The organism is Paenibacillus sp. VT-400 (assembly GCF_001029205.1).
Classification (GTDB): domain Bacteria; phylum Bacillota; class Bacilli; order Paenibacillales; family Paenibacillaceae; genus Paenibacillus; species Paenibacillus amylolyticus.
Genome location: NZ_LELF01000067.1, coordinates 2,767,494 through 2,788,517, shown reverse-complemented (window position 1 = coordinate 2,788,517; position 21,024 = coordinate 2,767,494). Strand labels below are relative to the sequence as shown.

The window sequence follows — 21,024 nt, the reverse complement described above, 5'->3', positions numbered from 1 at the left end:
AAAGGCTATTCTTGCCGAATCTGATCTGGCTCGACTCCCTGCTTAGATCTGTCAGAACTAGGCAGGCATAGAATAATGTTTGCAGTCAGATACGAAGATAACGGTACTGTCCTAACTCCGGCGTTCTCAACGCTTCCAAGTACCATGAGCCTGTCATGAATCCACATGACAAAAGCTACGTGGCTATAATGCGAGTCCGATATACTTTGAATCAACTTGCTTAATGGGTAATTTCCACCACTACAAAGCAGAATATCCCCCGTTAAGTATAAATCCTCATACATCTTCATATTTGGACACGAACATTTGAATTACTACCTCTGCCAAGAAGCCACAATTCGTGTTCCTAAGCATGAGCGTGAGATACCAAGAGCAATCTACGAAACCGACATCGACGAGTTCGTAAGCACATATACGCGTCCCGATGGTTGGCGCAGATTGATTGGTCTTTACCGGAAAAACGTTATTTCTAATAAAAAAATCGTTATTCACGCGAATTCTTAAATTCATGTGCTTTTTTCTTGCCACATGATCTTCATCATGATGCTATTTAGATAGATACCTAATCCGAAATGACACAATGTTCTTGTCCTTAAAACAAAAAAAGCCGCTGTAATAGCGACTTTAATGGAACAATGTTCTTGTCCCTCGACATTTTCGTTTCTTGCTTTTTCTAGCGATGTCACTCTTCGATCGAATTCATAATAACTTTAAGCCTTGCGAAGCATTTGTCTCTCGCTTAGCTGTGAAAGCATATCCTTCGTCATGGCCTTCAGGTCGTAGCGAGCATGAAATCCCCATTCTGTTTTCGCTGCCGTTGCATCAATGGAATGAGGCCAGCTATCGGCAATCGCCTGTCTCTTCGGATCAACGTCATAATCGAGGATAAAGCCGGGAAGCTCATCCCGAATCGCTGCAGCGATCGCCTCCGGATCCACGCTCATTGCGGTGACATTAAATGAATTTCGGTGCATCAACCGGGAAGAATCCGCTTCCATCAAATCGATGATTGCGTTCAGGGCATCCGGCATATACATCATGTCCATGTTTGAGTCCTTGGCGATATAAGATGTATACCGGCCAGCCGTCACGGCTGCGTAATAAATTTCCACGGCGTAATCCGTCGTTCCTCCGCCGGGAGGCGTCATATAAGATATCAAACCCGGGAATCGCAGTCCCCTAGTATCCAGGCCGTATTTGTGAAAATAATAATCACAAAGCAGTTCGCCCGACACTTTGTTCACGCCGTACATCGTATTGGGCCTCTGGATCGTATCCTGAGGGGTATTGTCTTTCGGAGTCAAAGGACCAAAAGATCCAATGGAGCTTGGAGTGAAAAATTGGCATCCGAGCTCCCTGGATATTTCAAGTGCATTCATCAATCCACCCATATTCAAATTCCAGGCAAGCAGCGGTTTCTCCTCTGCGGTAGCCGACAGCAGCGCAGCCAAATGGATGACGGTATCAACTTCGTACCGCTTGGCGATTTCGAACATCGCCTTATCATTCGTAACGTCCAGCAGCTCGAATGGCCCGGATCGGGTAATTTCGTGGGCTGATGATCTGAGATCCGTAGCAATGACGTGATCCGCACCATAAATTTCACGTAATTTAACAACTAACTCAGAACCGATTTGGCCCAGTGCTCCGGTCACCAAAATCTTGTTCATAAGACATTCCTCCCGAAATGTACTCCCGCGAATGCAGCTAAATCAGCTTCATTTCCTTGCCAACTTTCTCATAAACGGAGATCACCTGGTCGAGCATCTCCTTGGTATGGGCAGCTGTCGGCATGTTGCGTATTCTTCCGGTTCCTTTCGGAACCGTCGGAAACAGGATTGCCTTGGCGTAAACGCCTTCTTCATAAAGCCGTTTGCTGAACTGTTGGGTGGTTACTTCATCGCCAATGATACAAGGTGTGATCGGCGTTTCGCTTTGGCCTACATCATATCCAAGCCGGCTCAAGCCATTTTTCAAATCATTGCCGTTCTCCCACAGCTTCTCGATCAGCTCTTTGTCATTCATCAAAATGTCGACAGAAGCGCTGCAAGAAGCGATTGCAGCCGGAGGTAGCGATGTCGAGAACAGAAACGGACGGCTTCTCAGCTTCAACCATTCGATCAGTTGTTTTTTACCCGCCACATAACCGCCGACAACGCCAATCGCCTTGGAAAGAGTACCAATTTGAAAGTCAATGCGGTCGGACAATCCAAAATGCTTCACGGTTCCCGCACCTGCTCCGAGAACGCCCGAACCGTGGGCATCATCCACATAAGTAATCAGATCGAATTCTTCTGCTATTTTCACGATTTCAGGCAGCTTTGCTATATCACCATCCATGGAGAAAACCCCGTCGGTGATGACCATAATTTTATGGTACTGACCGGATTCCTTCGCATCTTTCGCCTGCTGTCTTAAATCATTCATATCCGAATGCTTAAAGCGAATCACCTTGGCTCTCGACAGGCGGCAGCCATCAATAATCGAAGCGTGGTTCAGCTCATCTGATAAAATCGCATCATGCTGGTCCATTACCGCGGATATAGCAGCCATATTGCAGTTAAATCCCGATTGATACACGATAACGGCTTCCGTTTTTTTGAAACGGGCCAGTTTTTCTTCAAGCTCAATATGAAGATCCATCGTACCATTAATTGTTCTCACAGCCCCTGCGCCTGCCCCGTATGTCTGCGACGCCTTAACTGAAGCATCAATCAGGCGGTGATCTGTTGCCAGTCCCAAATAGTTATTGGAAGACAAATTGATTAAGGACTTTCCGTCGATACGAATAACAGGACCATTTGCACCCTGCAGCGTATCGATGACGTTATATAGACCTTTAGTCTTTAGATCTTCGATGTTCGAACTTAAAAATTGGTCCAGTGCTTGACTTGACATTCCATTCCCTCCTCGATATACGTATGTCCTCGTACAGGAGACACAGTATTCTTCGAAAAAACCCTGTTATAAAAGGAAATAAACTAAATTCAATGTATCATCATTTTTATTTTTTGTACACATGTGGCGGACAAAAAAATAAAAAAATAAGCAAAAAAACATAGCGATTGCTTCCCCATTCTCGGAAGCAATCGCTACTAAATCTTTGCTATACTTTTTGTTACATTCTATACTAATTCATCATGTATTAAACTATTATTATGCAATGAAACTCTATTTCAACCTGTGAGGTGATTTGATGAACAAGATTTTAGCGATCTCGATTTTGGGAATGGGTTTAACAGGTGCTGTTTTAATCATCTCAATTGCTCTGTTGTTTAACCCCCCAATAGGAAGTGTGTTGAAGATGGTTACTGTTGCTTCAACATTATCTTTTATTATATTTGCTGTTTCGGCTTTGATATTTCGTCGGCGATTAGATGATGAAAATAGTGAGTAGTATATTTATACTTCCTCGATTTAGGACGAATGCTTCGCAGTTGCAATCCTAACAATGTTTCTGCTTATCTTCAGAAAATAATGAAACATGCATCCCCCCCTACAAGCACCCATGCTAGAAAATAAGCGGTTTTCTATACCTTTTTTCCATAAAATCCAATATAGTTATACATCTCCCCATCTTCTTGCCAATAGGCTTATATAATGGGCATAAACCGTTCTTCAAGTAGTTGAAGTATACCGTACTGTTCTTCCTGTTCGATCCGTTGTTTCTCTGTGTAGAGCGTTTGAATGGTTCTACAAAGTCACTTCTACTAAGCTTACAGCATGTAAGATACTCAGCATCACCAAAATTACCGATCGGACTGTGAAAAATAAAAACATCACTTTGCCGGGCAACACCCACTGTTTTCCCTTTATATCCAGGTACGTGATCGCTGACCTGCACTTGGGGCGTCCTAGTCTACGGAGGAGCCCTTTTTCGTGATTTAAATACTCATACGTAAACATATACAAAAAAGGATCGTTAGCATTTCTGCAACGATCCCTGTTGTCAGTCCGCTAGTTGAAATCAGCAGATGATCAATTTGATACCTTATTAAGTTTGATTAAGCTAACGTTTCTCGTTAGCTTAATCTCGACAATAGATCGCTTTCTTTGTAACGATCTCTCTTAAGCTTTTAGATTCTATAGGATAGCAGTGGAATTAATCTTTAGCTTACTCGAATAACTCTCTGAGCATCCTATCCTTGTTATTCACAAACTCTTTCATAATCATATAATGGTCGGTTTCTTCCAATACTTGGACTTCGATACCATCCGGCTTTAGATTGTAAATAATCGAATCTGGGTATGCCATAAGGATTGGGGAATGGGTCGCAATTATAAATTGAGAGTTTTGCAAAACAAGTTCATGGATTCGTGTCAGCATCGCCATTTGGCGAAGGGGAGACAGTGCAGCCTCAGGCTCATCCAGTATATATAATCCATTCTCCCCGAACCGATGAATGAACGTGGAAAAGAACGACTCTCCGTGCGATTGCTCATGCAAGGACTTGCCACCGTACGATTCTATTATAGGGCGAGCGAATGAAGGTTGGCTGTCCAACTCATCGATCGTTGTGGCTAAATTATAATAACTCTCTGCCCGGAAGAAGAAGCCATCCTTCGGTCGTCGCGGACCTCTGATCAATTGTATATATTCATATAAGCTCGAGTGAGTAGCCTGGGTTGAAAAGGAAAAGTTGATCGTCCCACCCTCCGGGTTAAATCCCCATGCGACAGCAATGGACTCCATCAGTGTTGATTTGCCCATCCCATTTTCACCTACGATATAGGTTACCTTGGGGTGAAAATCAAGAGTATTTAGGTTTCGAATGACCGCCAAATCAAAGGGGTAACGATTATAGGTGGGTACTTGTTGCCGCTTAAGCTGAATTTGTCGTAAATAGGGATGCTGTATATTAATATAGTTCACTCCCTTTTAAAACTTTGATCGTTATGCTTACCTATGTTGGGAAACGCTGACACATGTTAGTCTCGCCCTTTAGTTTACTCCATCAAACAAATAATACCACATACCGAAACTAACCTGCCCGTTAGTTTAATGAAACAGATAAATGTTCTAATCGACATGGGTACCATGTTCTTAAAATCGTTATTCAAACGAAGTCTTATATTAATGTGGGTTTTATCTCGCCATAGGAGTTCCATCATGCTTCTATTTAGATAGCTACCTAATCTGACGTGACACAATGTTCTTGTCCTCAGCTGGGGACACTGCCATGCTTATTCATATGAAAAGAAGTCCGCAGAATCTGCGGACCTAATTGTGTAATACATCATGTTCCTCATAGTGCTTCAAGTCAAGAAAATACCTCACGATTACGGAACGCTCGATATGTACCAAGTACAACTACAGCTGTAACTACAGTCATAATAAGCAAATACAACTGTAGATATGACACCTCCACCCTGAATATGCAGTAGTTTACTGGAGTTTGGAACAGTCTCGTTACCCGCATCATTGTACTGAAGGAAAATTCCTCAATCCACTTCGCCCATCCTGGGTTAAAGTTCATCACATCAAATGCCAGATAGGGCACGCCTACAATAGCCACATTAATGATTATGGCAACAAACGCCGTTGAACTGAGCGAAGAAACCCATAGCACAACGCATCCAAAAATCAGGCTGCCTGCCAAGTGTGTGACCAACTGAACTACATAATACTGAAGCGCAGACAACCTATAAGGCGAGAACTCATAATCGAAGCCTTGAAAGTACATGCCTACACTCTGTATTGGGGTATCTGCTCCAGCCAAATTTCCAAACCTCAACCAGTAGATTAGCAAGTTGATACTTGTAAACAAGATGACGCATAGGACAATATATACTATTGAAGCCATCAATTTAGCCGATACGATTTGGCTCTTCCCTCGCTTGCTGCTGCGTACCAACGCTGCCGTTCCCAATGCATATTCCTCTGCGAATACGGGAGCCAGTCCCAGTAAAATCATAATCATCATAAAAAGCACGCCAAATTGATCAATGTATTCCAACAGATAACCCCAAGGTTTATTGTAGTGAATTTCAGTGACGTTTACGGTCCGTTCCATGACATTCCCGCTATCATCAGTTTTGGTGTAGTTTTTTATGAATTCCGGCGAAAACATGGAAATCTCATAAAATACGCCATATCGATTCTGATTCGCTTCATCACTATAACCCTTGTTTTGTAACTGTTCCTGTGCAGCCTGAACCTTCTCAGCCGTAATGGCTCCTTCATAGGGTTTGTAGAACGATGTACCCTTCATCGGCCCCGGATGTCCGAGATAGGCATACAGAACAAGCAGCATTAGTAGCCCGGTGAGTGCAAGATAGATACTTTTACGCGTCATTATTTTAACAAATTCATATCCGGTCAAACGAATCACGATGTCGCCTCCTCATCAAAATAGTGCATATATACGTCTTCAAGCCGAGGGGCCTCTGGCATAGCTTGTGGGACAGGCCGTTCTTTTGCCAAGATTCTCGCCACAATACCATCGGACTGATAGGACAATCCGCTTACCTTGAAACGAGAGGTGAGTTCGGCAAGCTGCTGTTCTGTTAACGTTGCAGTCCAAACGCTACCTTGCATACTGTTCATGATCGCTTCCGGTGTGTTCTGAGTAATCAGTCGACCTTCATTCATCAGGATCATTTCCTTACACGAGAACTCCAGATCAGAGATAATATGCGTCGATAACAGTACAATCCGGTCTCTTCCCAACTCACCGATAATGTTACGAAATCGAATACGCTCCTTCGGATCAAGGCCAGCCGTAGGTTCGTCGAGAACTAGAATTTGCGGATCATTTAGCAAGGCTTGTGCAATTCCGAGCCGCTGCTTCATACCGCCAGAGAACGTACGAATTTTATGTTGTGCCTGCTTTTCCAGATCAACCATACGTAATGTCTCCTGCACTCGAATAGCGGCTTGATTCGTACTCAGTCCTTTTAACGAACACATGTACATGAGAAATTTATGAGCACTGAAACGATTATAAAATCCAAAGCGCTGCGGCATATAGCCCAATATATCGCGATAACGATCCCCCATCTGTTCAATGGGTTGCCCATCCAGCATAATTTGTCCGGACGTTGGCTTGGCGATGTCTACAAGCATGCGAAGCAGCGTTGTTTTGCCCGCTCCATTTGGTCCAAGCAGGCCGTAGACGCCACCGCTGGACAGCTCTAACGTGAACGATTTCACGGCCCACTTGTTTCTATACTTCTTGGATACGTTATCCATGGTCAATTTCAAAGGAATAACCTCTTTCCGTTTGTGATGTATATTTTCGCGTCATCTGCCGGATCTGACTGATCAACAGAACCACTCCACATAATGCGATTGCAATAAGTACTGGGGTCTGGATAGATTGTACTAAAGTAACAAATCGGGGATTGCTTAACATAAGCCAGAAAAGCCCAAACCATGCGACCAAGAAAATACTAACAGCTGTTCCACCCCGAACACGCATAGCCAGCCACAAACTAGCCCCTGCCGCAATGATCAGTTGGGTATACCACAGACCGACGCCACTCCATGAGATGAAACTTCCTCTTCCGCCAGATACCAATAGCATAAGAAGCAGAACAAATACCATATTTCCTGCAAGCACGACGATCAGACGAGTCAACATCAGCTGTTGTGCCGTAATTTTACAGGTCAGTTCGATCTCCATCAGCCCCTGATCCCGACCTTTGAATACTTCCAGTAATCCGAGAATAAAAGGTACAGGTACCAGAATAAGTCCACTCATGTATGGGGATATTGTGCTGCGGGTTCCCAACCAGAATCCGCACAACAGAAGCAATGCGCAAACTAGCCAGTACGATTTGTGGAAAATCATAACCTCACCCCGAACGAGTTGGAACAGTTCAGTAAATGATTTCCCCGGTGATTGCTCCAGATGAACATTCATCTGTCCTGGCATATGTGCATCCAAGGCCCTTATCGTCCTATCGATCTCCATCTCGGATGGATATTCAACCACATAGTCATCCAAAAAAGGGGCAATTTCGGCGTACTCCTCCATCTCCAATTCAGTTCGACGCTTCCTTCTATCTTCGTTTTCTGTACGTTTCATCCCGCTCACCTCCCACAATGATCTCTTTTAATTTCGTTATGCCCAAGCGTATACGTGATTTCACTGTCGACTCATTCGATCCCGTCAGCTCGGCAACCTCTTTGATCTTTAGTCCGTTGTAATAGTTCAGAATGACCGCGTCCCTCTGGTGCTCAGGCAAACTTTGTATCGCCAGCCTGACCTTGTCATTCTGAAGCTGTTTATAGAATATGTTCCACACATTCTGGTGCTCACTTGCTGGGAGCGCCTCTTCTGTTAACTCACTCTCTCTGAGTTGTTGCTTGAACTCGCGCCCACGAAAATAATCCATACAATGATTCACTGCTATTTTCAGTAACCAGTGACTGAATTTTCCGTTATCTCGATAATTCCCCAATGAATTCATCATTTTTACAAATACCTCTTGAGTTAGATCAAAAGAGATATGATAATCTCCCGTTTTTCGGTACACATATGAAAATATCGACTTGTAATGCCGCTTCACCAAAACTTCCATTGCAGCCCGACTACCTTCACGAATCTCATGAATTAATTCTTCATCATCCAACGCTCCCTCACCCCCTCAAACTAATTAACGATAACTTGATCATAAAAGATCAAAACTATTTATGTCTTGTTTTATGCATAATACAAAATTAGCCATTACGAATATTCCTGGGTAGCCCATGTGAAGGTCAAGGCCCTATATTATTAAAAAAGCGGGGAAATTCCTGCTTCCAAGCTGTTGAGAAAGTCTCACCAGCCTATAGATATTCATCTAATCGATAAGCGGAAGATGTTCTTGTACCGATAAAACAAAAAAGCCGCTAAAATAGCGACTTCAATGGGAATATGTTCGTGTCCCTCGACAACTTTGTTATATTAAGTATATTAGTTTTGGTTGTATGATCATCATTGATCTAAACCTTAAATTTCTCTCGCATAAAACATCCACAGTGCAAAAAATACGATTAAAACAAATAATAAGCAAGTTAGTAAGGTGTAGAATATCAAGGGATTAAAGAAACCGGCGATCACGGAGGCAATGCCCAGACCAACGAGAATGATTGCTGTGCTGAGTGTGCCGGCTCTCTGGAGTATCATTACACTCCGCTCGTCATTCTCCTCAATATACTGCTTCTTCAGCTCGGCTTCATTATTACTGGCTTTTATATACCTGACGAGGAAAAAAGCGACGGCCACTTCAACCCCGATAAAAGCGCCTGTGTGAAATCCCTTTATAAAACTAGGTAAATCGGGTAGTCCACCTCGGTAAAATATAAGTCCTACATAGATCAATAGGGTAGCAGCGGCTACCAGTGACAGTACGTTTTTGCGAGTTTTTATTTTAATCTTGTACTTGTCCATTTACATTTCCTCCACTTCGCTGAAATCAAAAACATCTTCAATGGCGAGTCCAAAAAAATTGGCAATTTTGTAAGCAAGAATAAGGGAAGCCGTGTATTTTCCCCTTTCAAGAGAGGTAATGGTTTGCCGGGTAACACCAACAATTCGTCCCAGCTCTTCCTGTGACAGCTTATGCTGCTTACGCAGTTCTGCAATTCTTGTTTTCAAGTGATCACGTCCTTGCAATGTTTGCTTTGCATTTTTAGCATAGTTCACTTTGCATTATGTGTCAAGTTAACTTTGCATTTTTACTTACCTCTGAATGCAAAACAAGCTAAGCCCCTCTTTGTAAAAGGAGGGCTTGGCTTGGTTGATTTTGTTTATATAAGATGCCAGAAGAGTTTACTTTAACAGAGCAAATGGTTGATGCGCTTGGTGTTACCCCTATAGAAACGTATGTAGGCCGTGACTTAATGTTTGTATTGGAAAGTGAAAAAGCGGTTCAAACCGCTACACCTGATCTCTGGAACCATAGATGGTATACTCGTACACTATTTATTCGGGTCTCGGTGCCACTTATCATCTCCCATTATTCTATCAACAATATGATGGGCTTCCCAAACAGCCGCAATCTCTAATCCTTCGCATTCTTCGCTTTTAGAAGGTCTAATCTCTCCCATATGATAAGTCAAATATTCTCCTGATATCTTATCAATGATACAGGCAGGTGGGGGCCAAGCCTCTTCTTCATCCGGGAACGGACGATTTTCAACGACCCGCCAATCACCTGATTTCAGTACATCATCATATACACCCACGATAAATTGGTATTCCTCTTCTTGAGGTATCTCTTCTATCGTGTCACTTATCACATTATAGATTGCAATGCTGGCATCTTTAAGCCTTCTCCCAAAGGCAAACTTACCGTTAGGCAGAGGTATAGCGTAGATATCACCCAATTTTATTCGTTTACGTCTCGTATTTTTCACGGTTTTCCAAACTCCTTCGTTGAGGCTTTGATATACTTACTGTACTTCTTATTTATGGTGGTTAGCATCCCTTTTAGCGATGTTTTCTAAAGACGTACCTTTTCCACTTGTTCGCCCAGTATAAACAGTACTCGTAATTCATTACATTCGACCGTCCCCGGTCGGTTGATATTCTGGGAATGGCCATTATCAATCCTGTTAGTATTTTTCAAGTTCTGTCTTTAAATCCTCAATTAGTATATCGACTTCTAATACAGCAGAATCAGCATTATTTAAGAATATTGAAGGTTTAAAACCCTCTTTTTTTAAATTGGGTAGAAAATCGTCTATGAACTCGTACAAATCCATACGTTTACTTGAGTAAATTTCCCAACCATCAGTTGCACAGTATTCCGCGAATTCTTTCTTAGGCCAAAATGGAAGTAATTTATTACCTTTATCATCTTCAGTAACTGACCAACCATTCTCATAAAGCCCCCACACTTCTTCTGAATCCACTACTTTTTTGATGAAGTATTCATAACGAATATTTGCAGGGAGATTGATGACTGATTCAAATTCTTTCTGATTCATATTTCCTCCTAATGATGTTTTATCTTATTTTTCCATTATTATTGTATCTATGTTGCGTCTAGGAATCATTTTCTGGTTATTCAGGTAACCAGTACTTACCTATGTTCTTGTCCTTCGACAAGAGTTGCAGCCGATGAACTACAGTATCAAGTCTAAATTTAAACGACCGATTCCCAGGTAGAAATATTGGGAATCGGTCGTAAGCCTATTTTAGAGTATAAGATTTCAGGTTCTTCGGTTTGGCCAGTATCTGTTCCATCTGATCTTCATTCGCTCTATCCGAAATCGCAAATTACTGTTCTTTATACACGCGTACATAATCCACTTGCATCGTCGCCGGGATATCGGAGGCGTTCGGGGTACGGCCGCCGTCAAAGTTTCCGCCGACTGCCAAGTTCATAATGAGGTAGAACGGCTCATCGAAAGGTGCATTCGGATTATTCGGTGCAGCTGCGGAATACCACTGCTCGTTAGTGACTTTATAGAAAAACTTGCCATCCACATACCATTTAATATTATCCTCTTCCCATACTACTGAGTATACATGATAATCATTGGCAAAAGTTTGCCCCGCCGGGAAGTGATAATCGCCGCCCGAATACTGGTTCCCGGGCCATTGTCCACCAAAGTGTATGGTACCGCTTACTGATCCAGGCAGACGGCCTCTCGCTTCCATAACATCAATTTCACCTGATGCAGCCCAAGTGCCGTATACCGAATCTTGTGGAAGCATCCACAGTGCTGGCCATACACCATCACCTGTAGGAAGCTTGGCACGGAAATCTACTCTGCCGTATTTTAAGGATAGTTTATCCTTGGTGTTAATCTTTCCCGAAGAATACTGTGCATACCGATTCGGGTCTTGTGGGAAAGATTTGCTGTCGTTCATGGCTTTGATATTCAGCTTCCCGTCCTGTACATATACATTTTGGGTGCTGTTTGTGTAGTGCTGCAGTTCTGCATTTCCCCATCCCCAAGTACCGGGATCGTTATTGAGATAATATCCTGTTTCATAGTTCCATTTACTTGTATCCAGCGTAGTTCCATTAAATTCATCCTGCCAAATGAGGTTCATGCCCGCGATTGCCGGGTCGGTTGGCGTTCCGATGGAGATATCCTCTTGATCGGATACATCCGGACGCGGGGCATTTGGATTGCCGATGAAGGTATAATTGACGAAGTTGTTGCCAATATTTCCACCCGCCTGTCCGTTCAGCGGATATCCAATCCGGATCTGCATATTTTCTTGGATTGGCTGGAACCAAAGACCATAGATATAATCGGCCCAGTAACCCCACTGGTTGGCATCGGACATATTGTTATACCCATTACCGGAGTATGCAAATTTGCTCTGGCTGGAGTTACTCAAATCAACCCATTGCCCATTCATGTTAATTTGGTATACAAAATTGCCCAGTTCCTTGGCGATTGGTGCCCCTCCATCAATTTTGGGAAGCGGAACCCCAATGGAACCATTCGCATCTGCTGTGAAAGTTGTCCCTTCGTATGGCGTAATGACATATGAATTTCTTGTAGGTTCATTAAACGTAATGGTATAAACAAGATTAGCCGAAGAAGTCTTTGATTCCAATTTGACATTGATCGACTCCGTTACGTTAAACCAGTACCCACCGCCGCCATCCGTGAAGTGGCCAAAATTGTGATCGTAGATCCAGCCGCTGGCTGCGTTATTGTCAATATCAATCCAGGTGCTGCTGTTTACAGGTTTGACATACACCTTCAAATCATCCGCAACAGCTTCATAAGTGACCGCAGGATTATTGTTGAACGTTGGATATGTAAAGCCCGCACCGCCTGTGAAACTTGCTGTGATTTGTGGACCTTGTGTCGCATTCATCGCTGTGATGGTTGTTTTGTTGATGTTTTGGAATACAAGTTGATACTCCAGCTTAACACCATTCGCTTTGGAGTACAGTTGAATCTCGGTTGTTGCGGAGAGGGTAAACCAATAGCCATTGAAGCCGCCATCGCTCCAGTGCCCCCAGTTTTGGTTATAGATATAACCGCCTGCCTGGTCGATATCAACCCAGTTGTTGCCCACTTTAACATTAACGCCTACATCACTGTAAACATCATTCCATGTCGCGGAGCCTCCATTGAACTTAGGCATAACAAATCCGTAGCTGGCCTTGCCAACCCCAGATTTTGAAATAACAGGCCCGTCTGCTGGTGAGAAATACTCCATTGAGGTTACAGTAGTTCCCGCTGCCTGAACCTTTGAAGTTGGCAGTATGCCAATACTAGCCAGCATCACAACCACAAGGAACATACCGAGCACCTTTTTCATAAACCGTTTCGCCGTAAAGTGAGATGGTTTCATAATTGCCCTCCTTTAATAGAATAATAGCTTCTCCCAATCCATGCGCATTAAGGAAATCGCTTACATGTGGGAATATCTTTATTCTATCGAATAGGTTCATTTGCTGAAAAGGTACAATTGTTTTTGTGGTATCCCATTTTTTTGGCTTTTGATTCAATCTGCCTTCTGCCGCATCATCTGTCGGTACTCTGTGGGTTGGATCTGCATCACAAGTCGGAACGCGCGTGTAAAGCTTTTGTAGCTTTCATAGCCAACCATAGCAGCCACCTCAACAATTTTATGATCGGTTTCGGCGAGAAGCCGCCGCGCTTTATCCAGACGTACATCTCGTAGGTATTCAGCAAAACCTTTACCAATATTCTTCTTAAACAGATTGGAAAAATAAGCATAATTAAGCGATACATGATTGAATACCATCGCGAGGTCCAGCGGTTTGTGGTAACTCTCGTGTATAAAACGAATGGCTTCATTTAGATCCTGCGAATGGCGATAGCTGCACTTATAGTCATAATATAACTGATTCAACCGAAGCAGCTGCTCTTGCAGTGCTTGTATATAATCACGCATCCCTTGATAATCAAAGAGATTACGCAAGGATTCAAGGTCCAGCACTTCTTCCCCCATATAAGGGCGGATAACTCGTTCGTATTCCTCCATCATCTGAACGGTGGCGGCGCAGAGCTGTTGGGTATAGCGAATAGGATAGCGTTGAAGCACCTTTTTATGAAATATTGCAGAAATACCCTGAGTAATTGTTCCACTGTTATCTGTTCCAATCGACTGGAACAGTTCATATAAGTCTTCATAGGGAAGTTGCCACTGTTGTTCCATATGCTCAATATGTGCTGGGAAGATACTGTACTGATCAGGAAACAGGTAACTGTGGCGATAAAGCTCAAGCACTTGGGTATAGCTGTCGGGTAGTTCTTTTAACCCCTGAATTGGGTTAGTCATGGCCGTTATGGCATCGATCTTTGCTTCCTTGAGCGCTGCAGTCCAAACACTTGGATCTATGGACGCATCCACCGCAAGGATCAGGTATGGGCGATGTTGCAGGCAAATACAACCTTGTTTGCCAAACACACGATAAGCAATGGCTTCCAAACTATGGGCGCTACTGGCCCCGGGCTGGTTCAAGCAAACTTCTTCCCGCAGCAGGGCTAGGCGATAATTACGCCATAACGCATCATTCTGTTCCTCAATCTGAAGAATCCATGCGTCATCACTTAACGCACCCTGCATAAACATTCTTAATTCTTTACGATCGGTCTCTCGGGCGAGACGGGATACACGCTGCATACTATGCGTAAGTGCCTGCCGTGTCTGGATCTCTTGCCATACATGCTCCAGGGAATGTTGCAGATCCTCTCGCTTCAAAGGTTTGAGCAAGTAGCCCTTTGCCCCAAGCCCGATCGCTTTTTGGGCATATGTAAAATCACGATAACCGCTGATAATGAGGTATTCCACATCCATGTATTCCTCTTTGGTTTGAGCCATGAGTGCCAACCCATCCATATCGGGCATCATAATATCGGTAATAACGATGTGAATGCAATGCTGCCGCAATAGGCCCAGCGCCTCAATCCCGCTCGCGGCACAGTATATGTTGTTCAGCTCCAGAGGAAATTGATGCAGCATGGCCTGCAGGCCGTCACGAATGTGTTTTTGATCGTCCACAATCAGGATATTAATCATGCTCTACCACCCTCCAAGATTTACATCTTCCCAAGGCAAGCGTATCGTTACGCAGGTATATGCACCTTGCACACTATCAATCCAAAGACCGCAATTCTTGCCATAATGAAGCTGCAATCGCTTATTCACGTTTTCCAAACCAAGTCCGCTCCTGCTAGTAACCATCGGTGTATCCGATTCGCTCCGCAGTACTGCCTGAAGACGGTGTAACATCTCAGGCTCTAACCCCTTTCCGTCATCTCTTATGTTAATGAAAAGCAGATTGTCATTCTCCACAGAAAAGGTAATCTCTAAAGTTACCCTGCCGCCTGAAGGTGCCCCGTGATGAACTACATTTTCAACGATGGGCTGCATACACATCTTGGGAATGGTGTAACGAAGGATCTCCTGAGGAAGATCGGCGGTCATAACGATACTGCCACCTTCCATAAAGTTGATAAATTCAATATAACTTTGGATATTGGCAAGCTCCTCACGAAGAGCAACGGTATCGCTACGCCACTGCATGCTGTAACGTAACTGGGAGCCCAACGACACCAATGAATTGGCTATAGCAGGCTGCCTCTGTACCTCTGCCACCATACGGATCGATTCCAGGGCGTTATATAAAAAATGAGAATTAATCTGCGAATGTAGCGAGTGCAGTTGTGCGTTTTTGGCAATTAACTGCTTATCCACGACCTGTGTCATTAGGCGTTTGACCTCATGTAACATTTTATTGTAATTCACCGCCACCTCATCGATTTCATCCCCTCTTTCGTTCTCATCAAGGCCTGTATCAATCATTGCATCCAGCTCGCCTTTCCCTACCTGACGCATGGATACCAGTACGCTGTCCAACCGCCGGAAAATGCGCCGCGTCGTTTGGGATACGAGTAGCATAATCAGCAGCAATACACATAATGTAATCGTTACCACAAATGCATACCAACTGCGCGGCCCCTTCATCAATGCCTGATGGGAAGCAATATCAACCACATAAGTGTTCAACGGAGCGATGTATCGATACAATGCATAGAAGCTCTGATCTCCCACCTTAACCTGAAGCGGGCTTTCCTGCGGCATTATATCCAGCTGGCGATGAATACTGCCAAGGATCTCCTCCATCCCCTGCCCGTACTTCTCAGAAAACTCATGCTGGGGATTGTAAACATACTCGGGAGGATCGCTTGCGTTCATCAACACCGAAAAGAAGTCCCCCTTGCTCTCCTGGAGCAGGTCGCTGAAAAACATGCTGTGCGGGACTCGCACTTCCATAATACTAGGGCGTTTTTGTTCCTGCCCTTGAAGACGAACGAGACGATAGTAGGATAATGTGTGTTCACCATCCCTAAAAGAAAATAAACGGTAAGCCGCACCACCTTCGTCCCGAAGCTTTACCCAATAATCCTGCGGCCAAAATTTCTTATAATGATAGATTTCAGGCCAGATTTCATACAAGTTTGGGTTATCAACGTAAAAGCTAAGCTCACTGATCATCGCATTGCTTTGAATGATATTAATCATTTGCTCAAACTGATTTTGCTTGAACTTCACCAGACGCAGTCCATCCACAAGCATATTGGAATGAATAAAATCCACAAATGATTTCTGAGTGAGGGCTGTATTGGAAGCGTTATCAATCATGTCCATTCTTCTGCGCAATTGTTCATTCAGCCATGTAACGTGGCTGTTGCCCGTTGCCATAGCATCCTTATATAGCTGGGTTTCTTGCATGCGGATATATACAAAGGATATCAAAATAACAGGTATGGCAATCATCAAGCTAAATGCCAGAAACAGCTTTTGGGATATACGGGCATTGCGATAAAGCTTCCTCAATCTCGTTAGCAGGTATTTCATTCTGATGTATTCACCACCTTTGTTATACCATATACCATATATCACCAGTTAGCTGATAGTTAACAATGTAGGGAATGGTTACCTGGCTATCTTGGCTTTCCGCAGTTCCAGTTCAGCCTGGCGATATTCCATCACCTGGTTAAAGCCGTAGTTCACACGACGTATCAGAAAATTTTCGAAAATTTTGTCAAAGGCTGCTTCATCCTTCGCTGTAATCAGTTCTGGCAGCACTTCTTCCCAATTCTGAGAAATACGTGACCAGGCTAACGCTATATCGGAATCCCCTACAGGATCTAGTCCCTTATAGATGCCGCTGTCCAGATCGGCCTGTTGGTTGGCGAACTCCTCCATTTGCTTAATGGATGGTGCATTCTCTGGTCTCCACTTGTTAACGAAAGCAGGGTTTCGCAGCATCCAGTAGGTATCCATAATGCCATATTCCTTTTCCAGCCGCTCCCTATCCGTGTCATGCAACTGAACCATTGCCGCCGTCAACTGCGGTTTGCCGTTTTTCATCGCCCAGGTTTCACCTTCTTTGCCCAAAAATAAATCCCTTTGTCCTTCTTCGCTAGCCAGATAGGTCAAAAATCGGATGGCCCGTTCAGGGTTTTCCGTGGATCTGCTAATCATCGTAACCATCCAGCCATCCATGCTGCCAGGAAACAGTTTGGCGGATTCTCCCCTGCTGCTCCGGGGTCCATCTACAGCAATATAGTATGAACTCTGATTCGTAATGACTTCCAATTTCGAATTAAGGTCTGCTATGTCTGTCCATTCCCGAATCATCATAAAATATTGGGCTTGGTTGGTTTTTTCCTGCACCTGTGCACTGGAGTCGACCAGAAAATCAACATTAATCAGGCCCTGCTCGTAAGCGATACGAAATGTTTTCAGCCACTCCATATAATCGGGATCTGTCATTCGGTCGTATACTTTACCGTTCTGTTCATGGGGGATCGCAAGCAGATTTTGCAAATATTCGGTCAACCCATAGGATGCATTCCCCTGTGCCCAAAATGGACTGATCAGCTGGCCTTTATAAACAGAATATTGATTCTTCAGCAATTGCAGTGCATCTAGAAAACCTTTCGGTGTGCTAAGGTCCGGTTTGCCCATCGACTCATACAGATCTTTACGCACGAGAAAGGTTTGGTTCGCTCCCGTCAAGCCGGTTGAACGCATCTGGTCGGGACTATATGCATCGTTGGGAATGACATAGGTGTGGCCGTCTTCCTGCCGATACCATTGTAGAGCACCATCACCTGCTACTTTGTAAAAGTAAGGATCATACTGGTTGGCTAGCTCATCCAGGGCATAGATGAGATTACTCTCCCGAAGTTTGTTAACCGCACTCTCCCAGGAACCGATGGTTATCAGATCCGGCAGACTACCGGTCGTCAACATTCGTGATAACATCTCGCTTGGTTCACCAGTGGATACTTCAAATTCGATATTGACCCCTGTTTTTTGGGTGACATATTTGGAAGTCAGGCTCTCACCCCAAGTGTGCCCGTACCATTCGGCTCCAACGAACCACTCTAGATTCACGGGGGTGGTATCCATCTTCCATGCCGGTTCTTCCAGATTCAGAGTAAGGCTCTGTATCTGCTCCGTGAAGTCAGCCTTTGTCGAAGCACCCTTATCTTCCGATTGCTCTGACTCAGAACAAGCAGACAAGCCCGACATCAGACACATCATCAACAACGCTGTAATAAAAGGACTTCGAAACATAAACAACTAAGCGCCTCCTTTCTATACTGGCCATCTCCATCTCCATCCCCATCTGCAACAGCATTCATACTAGTGATGGTACAACCGATTTTACTACCCTTGGATTAAAATGGAAATGGTTTAGTGGTCGATTCGCAGATGATCCGCAACATTCCCCCTAACGAAACATAACTTGTAATAAATCAATGGAAGGGAGACCAATTCGTGTATTTAATCTGGATACTTATTGTCGGTGGGCTAATTGGCTGGTTAAGTGGAAATCTGATTGGACGGGACGTGCCGGGAGGCGTACTTGGAAATATCATTGCTGGCTTTGTTGGATCGTGGTTAGGGTATGAACTGTTGGGACCGAGGGGGCCGGTGGTGGGTGGATTTCATATCATACCCGCGATCGTCGGGTCAATCATTGCTCTCTTGATTTTCTATGCTCTGGCGCGCGCTGGAGCGTTCCGAAGACGTTAACAGGCGGAGACGACAAGTTTTTACCCAATTAATTGGGTATTGACGTAAAGCTTCTTTCGCCACCTTTGCATAATCTTCTTCACAAAGCATAGTATCCACCTGGTAGTCGAATAAAGCCGCCGATCCTGTTGATCGGCGGCCTCCTTTGGTTTTATGGAAATTAGAAACCACCTCTAGAATGAATGATTTGTCCGGTGATCCATTGGGAATCGTCGCTTGCCAGAAAAGCAATCAGACGGGATACATCTTCAGGAAGACCGATCCTGCCCATCGGAAATTCCGGTAGCAAAGCTTTTTTCACTTCTTCTGACATCCAACCCGTATCAGTAGGCCCGGGATCAACCGCATTCACAGTAATGTGAAACGGAGCCAGTTCAGCAGATAGACATTCGGTAAAGGTGGAGACAGCGCCTTTCGTTGCGGCATAAGCGAGATTGCCAGGCATCGGCCCCTTACCTTGACCGGACGTGAGGTTGATGATCCGGCCGCCGCAAAGGTCCTGATGGACGGCCAGTTCAACCTCCAGCATACGCGCAAATTCGGCCGATAGCATGAATGTACCTCGAATGTTCATGGCACAGTGCGCATCGATCAATGATGCATTTAATTGACGGAAATCAGCTGCTACACTGTAGGTAGCGTTGTTGACGAGAATGGTCGGCAGCCCGAGAGCCGACCGGCATGCATCAAGCAGTTGCGCTGGAGAATTGGGATCGGTAAGATCGACCTCCATATGCGCTGCCTTAACGCCATAGGAGCGAAGTTCTTCGGCAAAGAGATCCGGCCAGTTTTTGTCGGCATCCCCCGGATTCTCTGTTTTATCGTAATCGTACAGATGGGTATAGAACACATTAGCGCCTTCTTGTGCCAACGTGCGGCAGACAGCGGTTCCAATACCTCCGGGGCGGCTTGTGCCTGTCACAATAGCGGTTTTTCCGTATAGTTTGGTCATTTTATTACCTCCGTTTAATAAGGGAGGGAGAAAACCATTTTTCATTGGAGATGGAATTATCCTAGGTATAACAAAAAGCGGATACATCAAGTATCCGCGCCCGGGTTTGATTCAAACGGTTCCTCGCGTCCCTTGAATGATTGCGGATCGGCATCACAAACCAGGCGTGTGGTTATAACCAAAACACCAAGTCGAGCGATCCAGTTTAGATAACCATTACAAGGAAGTCCACATTGTCCAGCGAGTCCCCTTTCCTACATCTCCACTTCAAATATTACGAGTCAGACTCAATTACTGTCAAGATAAATACATGGTAGTGACAAATATAGCAATTCTTATTAAACTAACCTGCCCGTTAGCTTAATAAATTAAAGGGCAAAATAACGATTACGCCTATTCTGCAATTAGGAACAAGTTCTTTTCCCTAGACATTTGTTGAAAGCAACATTTTAGAATTCTCTTTGACACTATAATTTAATCTTGATGGAAGAGATAATTCTCATTTCACAAATATCAAAATTTGATTAGGTCCAGTCCTTTTCATAACCCGGTAGCCTGTTGTAGATGATGTTGCAATTCCCTCGTTATTCGGCCGGCAAAATCCCCCTACCTGATTAGTACCGTCATCACGAACAAGCAATTTACCGACAACACCAATCGGTATCCATTCTACCCTTTGCAATCGCGGGATATATTCCTTCGATGAGTCATATTATTCGACCTTCCTTATCTTTCACTTCAGGTACAACAACATCATGATATTGAATTCTTCCCACTTATCTTTGATGTATAGATCATTCCATCTGAGGAATGATGGCGTACCATATCAGTTTTTAATTTTCTTCATCTAAAGTAGCAAACTCTTCAATCGAAACTTCTTTCTAACCTCGGATTGAAGAGTGATAAGGTACTATATCATTTGCAGAATTCCTTGATTTTCTCCCAATAAGCCACTTCTATAGCGACATGAATGCAAAATGCGCCTCTATTCTTGTCAATTGACAGTTTTTTATAATCTATCTGTGGAGGCTATGTAAGCCGGATATTTTTTTGCTTCTGGGTATACTACAGCATGTCGATTGA

At 44.0% G+C, this 21,024-nt stretch carries 18 protein-coding genes and 1 pseudogene; 2 read left to right on the top strand and 17 right to left on the bottom strand.

Translation table 11 applies throughout. The annotated features are described in order from the left end of the window. Window positions 1–710 precede the first annotated feature (710 nt). Window positions 711–1,670: an L-threonine 3-dehydrogenase gene (locus tag EL84_RS22870; protein ID WP_047843246.1), complete on the bottom strand. Its 960-nt coding sequence runs from the start codon at window positions 1,668–1,670 to the stop codon at window positions 711–713. 37 nt (window positions 1,671–1,707) lie between these two features. Continuing rightward, on the bottom strand, window positions 1,708–2,898 hold the full coding sequence (locus tag EL84_RS22865; RefSeq protein WP_036673649.1) for a glycine C-acetyltransferase: 1,191 nt from the start codon (window positions 2,896–2,898) through the stop codon (window positions 1,708–1,710). A gap of 298 nt (window positions 2,899–3,196) precedes the next feature. Here EL84_RS22865 and EL84_RS22860 point away from each other — a divergent pair, with 298 nt between their 5' ends. Continuing rightward, window positions 3,197–3,397 carry a hypothetical protein gene (locus tag EL84_RS22860; protein WP_036673648.1) on the top strand — a complete coding sequence of 67 codons (201 nt, stop codon included), beginning with the start codon at window positions 3,197–3,199 and terminating at the stop codon, window positions 3,395–3,397. Window positions 3,398–4,114: 717 nt separating this feature from the next. Here EL84_RS22860 and EL84_RS22855 read toward each other — a convergent pair. The 13 genes from EL84_RS22855 to EL84_RS22795 form a co-directional block, all read right to left on the bottom strand. Next, window positions 4,115–4,858 (bottom strand): AAA family ATPase, encoded by a 744-nt coding sequence (locus EL84_RS22855; protein WP_414855725.1) that lies wholly within the window; start codon window positions 4,856–4,858, stop codon window positions 4,115–4,117. A 403-nt stretch (window positions 4,859–5,261) separates the two neighbouring features. Continuing rightward, the gene (locus tag EL84_RS22850; protein WP_047843245.1) at window positions 5,262–6,332 is read right to left on the bottom strand and encodes an ABC transporter permease subunit; all 1,071 of its coding nucleotides are present in this window, start codon (window positions 6,330–6,332) and stop codon (window positions 5,262–5,264) included. After that, complete coding sequence (locus EL84_RS22845) at window positions 6,329–7,204, bottom strand: ABC transporter ATP-binding protein (RefSeq protein WP_047843244.1); 876 nt, start codon at window positions 7,202–7,204, stop codon at window positions 6,329–6,331. The genes EL84_RS22850 and EL84_RS22845 overlap by 4 nt, the downstream gene beginning before the upstream one ends. Beyond that, complete coding sequence (locus EL84_RS22840) at window positions 7,185–8,030, bottom strand: hypothetical protein (protein ID WP_047843243.1); 846 nt, start codon at window positions 8,028–8,030, stop codon at window positions 7,185–7,187. The genes EL84_RS22845 and EL84_RS22840 overlap by 20 nt, the downstream gene beginning before the upstream one ends. Then, entirely contained in the window at window positions 8,005–8,577 is a 573-nt protein-coding gene (locus tag EL84_RS22835; RefSeq protein ID WP_235431581.1) for an RNA polymerase sigma factor, read from the bottom strand. Before EL84_RS22835 ends, EL84_RS22840 begins: the two co-directional genes overlap by 26 nt. Before the next feature lie 359 nt (window positions 8,578–8,936). Continuing rightward, the gene (locus EL84_RS22830; protein ID WP_047843242.1) at window positions 8,937–9,377 is read right to left on the bottom strand and encodes a hypothetical protein; all 441 of its coding nucleotides are present in this window, start codon (window positions 9,375–9,377) and stop codon (window positions 8,937–8,939) included. Beyond that, window positions 9,378–9,584 (bottom strand): helix-turn-helix transcriptional regulator, encoded by a 207-nt coding sequence (locus EL84_RS22825; RefSeq protein ID WP_036613900.1) that lies wholly within the window; start codon window positions 9,582–9,584, stop codon window positions 9,378–9,380. It lies immediately after the preceding gene. A gap of 323 nt (window positions 9,585–9,907) precedes the next feature. Further along, a complete protein-coding gene (locus EL84_RS22820; RefSeq protein WP_047843241.1) occupies window positions 9,908–10,345 on the bottom strand; it encodes an Imm26 family immunity protein in 438 nt (145 codons plus the stop codon). A 198-nt stretch (window positions 10,346–10,543) separates the two neighbouring features. Further along, complete coding sequence (locus EL84_RS22815) at window positions 10,544–10,918, bottom strand: DUF2750 domain-containing protein (RefSeq protein WP_047843240.1); 375 nt, start codon at window positions 10,916–10,918, stop codon at window positions 10,544–10,546. A gap of 292 nt (window positions 10,919–11,210) precedes the next feature. Then, entirely contained in the window at window positions 11,211–13,259 is a 2,049-nt protein-coding gene (locus EL84_RS22810) for a family 16 glycosylhydrolase (protein ID WP_047843239.1), read from the bottom strand. Between the two features lie 153 nt (window positions 13,260–13,412). Then, window positions 13,413–14,954, bottom strand: coding sequence for a response regulator (locus EL84_RS22805; RefSeq protein ID WP_047843238.1), 1,542 nt, complete (start codon window positions 14,952–14,954; stop codon window positions 13,413–13,415). A gap of 3 nt (window positions 14,955–14,957) precedes the next feature. Continuing rightward, on the bottom strand, window positions 14,958–16,796 hold the full coding sequence (locus EL84_RS22800; protein ID WP_047843237.1) for a sensor histidine kinase: 1,839 nt from the start codon (window positions 16,794–16,796) through the stop codon (window positions 14,958–14,960). A gap of 78 nt (window positions 16,797–16,874) precedes the next feature. After that, window positions 16,875–18,527: an extracellular solute-binding protein gene (locus EL84_RS22795; RefSeq protein ID WP_047844354.1), complete on the bottom strand. Its 1,653-nt coding sequence runs from the start codon at window positions 18,525–18,527 to the stop codon at window positions 16,875–16,877. Window positions 18,528–18,731: 204 nt separating this feature from the next. Between EL84_RS22795 and EL84_RS22790 the strand changes: the two genes are divergently transcribed. After that, the gene (locus EL84_RS22790) at window positions 18,732–18,989 is read left to right on the top strand and encodes a GlsB/YeaQ/YmgE family stress response membrane protein (RefSeq protein ID WP_036613911.1); all 258 of its coding nucleotides are present in this window, start codon (window positions 18,732–18,734) and stop codon (window positions 18,987–18,989) included. Window positions 18,990–19,149: 160 nt separating this feature from the next. Here EL84_RS22790 and EL84_RS22785 read toward each other — a convergent pair whose 3' ends face one another. Both EL84_RS22785 and EL84_RS32595 read right to left on the bottom strand, forming a co-directional pair. Further along, a complete protein-coding gene (locus tag EL84_RS22785; RefSeq protein WP_047843236.1) occupies window positions 19,150–19,941 on the bottom strand; it encodes an SDR family oxidoreductase in 792 nt (263 codons plus the stop codon). Between the two features lie 499 nt (window positions 19,942–20,440). After that, a pseudogene (locus EL84_RS32595) lies at window positions 20,441–20,641 on the bottom strand (peptidase G2 autoproteolytic cleavage domain-containing protein); the annotation flags it as partial. Between the last annotated feature and the right edge of the window lie 383 nt (window positions 20,642–21,024).

What these genes read in the sequence shown, in the direction of transcription:
- EL84_RS22870 (WP_047843246.1), bottom strand. Translation starts at nt 1,670, where the DNA reads ATGAACAAGATTTTGGTGACCGGAGCACTGGGCCAAATCGGTTCTGAG.
- EL84_RS22865 (WP_036673649.1), bottom strand. Translation starts at nt 2,898, where the DNA reads ATGTCAAGTCAAGCACTGGACCAATTTTTAAGTTCGAACATCGAAGAT.
- EL84_RS22860 (WP_036673648.1), top strand. Translation starts at nt 3,197, where the DNA reads ATGAACAAGATTTTAGCGATCTCGATTTTGGGAATGGGTTTAACAGGT.
- EL84_RS22840 (WP_047843243.1), bottom strand. Translation starts at nt 8,030, where the DNA reads ATGAAACGTACAGAAAACGAAGATAGAAGGAAGCGTCGAACTGAATTG.
- EL84_RS22830 (WP_047843242.1), bottom strand. Translation starts at nt 9,377, where the DNA reads ATGGACAAGTACAAGATTAAAATAAAAACTCGCAAAAACGTACTGTCA.
- EL84_RS22815 (WP_047843240.1), bottom strand. Translation starts at nt 10,918, where the DNA reads ATGAATCAGAAAGAATTTGAATCAGTCATCAATCTCCCTGCAAATATT.
- EL84_RS22810 (WP_047843239.1), bottom strand. Translation starts at nt 13,259, where the DNA reads ATGAAACCATCTCACTTTACGGCGAAACGGTTTATGAAAAAGGTGCTC.
- EL84_RS22805 (WP_047843238.1), bottom strand. Translation starts at nt 14,954, where the DNA reads ATGATTAATATCCTGATTGTGGACGATCAAAAACACATTCGTGACGGC.
- EL84_RS22800 (WP_047843237.1), bottom strand. Translation starts at nt 16,796, where the DNA reads ATGAAATACCTGCTAACGAGATTGAGGAAGCTTTATCGCAATGCCCGT.
- EL84_RS22795 (WP_047844354.1), bottom strand. Translation starts at nt 18,527, where the DNA reads ATGTTTCGAAGTCCTTTTATTACAGCGTTGTTGATGATGTGTCTGATG.
- EL84_RS22785 (WP_047843236.1), bottom strand. Translation starts at nt 19,941, where the DNA reads ATGACCAAACTATACGGAAAAACCGCTATTGTGACAGGCACAAGCCGC.